General features: G+C 63.4%; 1 protein-coding gene and 1 pseudogene. One reads left to right on the forward strand and one right to left on the reverse strand.

Annotation, left to right across the window (positions count from 1 at the left end; genetic code table 11):
• A partial coding sequence (locus CKO42_RS26700) for a sigma-54-dependent transcriptional regulator (RefSeq protein WP_200252753.1) occupies positions 1-538 on the reverse strand: 538 nt, incomplete at its 3' end.
• Between the two features lie 182 nt (positions 539-720).
• Here CKO42_RS26700 and CKO42_RS26705 point away from each other — a divergent pair.
• Positions 721-992, forward strand: a pseudogene (locus CKO42_RS26705) (carboxymuconolactone decarboxylase family protein); the annotation flags it as partial.

Raw genomic sequence — 992 nt, forward strand, 5'->3', positions numbered from 1 at the left:
CCTCTTTGCCGGTTCCGGACTCACCGGTGATCAAGACCGTCGCCTGGGTGCGCGCGCTGCGGGCGATGGCCTTGCTGACGTCCAGCATGGCGTTGCTGCGACCGATCAGATCACGCGGCGCCTCGTCTTCAGAGGAGCCGGCAGGCGGGCTGTCACTTGTCTGGCTGAGTGCCTCACGCTCGCGCAGCAGGCGCTGCACGGCCTGGGTCAGCTCATCGGTGTTGATCGGCTTGTGTACGAAATCCGCGGCTCCGCGCTGGATCGCCGCGATCGCTAGCTCCAAATCATGCTTGCCGGTCATCATCAGGATCGGCAACTGCGGGTCGATCTCAAGCAACGGGCCGATGAGCTCACTGCCGAGCCCGTCGGGGAGCTGCTGATCGAGTAGCACCAGATCGAAGCGCCCCTGGCGCAACTGGTCGAGTCCTGCCTGAGCCCGCTCTGCATGGGTCACGGCGAAGTCCAAGTCCTCAAAGTGCATCGCGAGCATCTCGCCAAGGGCGCGATCATCCTCGATGATGAGCAGGCGTGGGGTCATCGCGTCGTCCTCTCGGCTGTTGGGCTCGGGCTTTGGGGCTTGGTGGCCTATCCACCCTCTGGCGGCGCTGGTCTGGGTTTGCGCGCTTGGGGTGTGCTCACAGTGCAATGATCTCGCGTCCGAACCGGTCCAGTCTCTAAGATCCTGTGAGTGACCCTGTTAACGGACCCCTGGAGAACGCCATGTCTTTCAACTTTCCGAATCATGACACTGAATCGGCGCCGAAGGATGCGCTGCCGGCGCTGACAGAGGCCGAGCGCCATTTCGGCATGCTGCCCAACCTGATGCGCAAGATGGCCACCGCGCCAACGCTGCTGAAGGGCTACTTGGCCCTGGGTGAGCTGTTCGAGCAGACCTCGTTCTCGCCAGCCGAGCAACAGGTGGTGTTGCTGAGCGTCAGCCGCGAGAACCGCTGCGACTATTGTATGGGGGCGCACAGCGTGCTCGCGGACAT

The sequence above is a fragment of the Lamprobacter modestohalophilus genome, assembly GCF_016583905.1.
Lineage (GTDB): Bacteria > Pseudomonadota > Gammaproteobacteria > Chromatiales > Chromatiaceae > Lamprobacter > Lamprobacter modestohalophilus.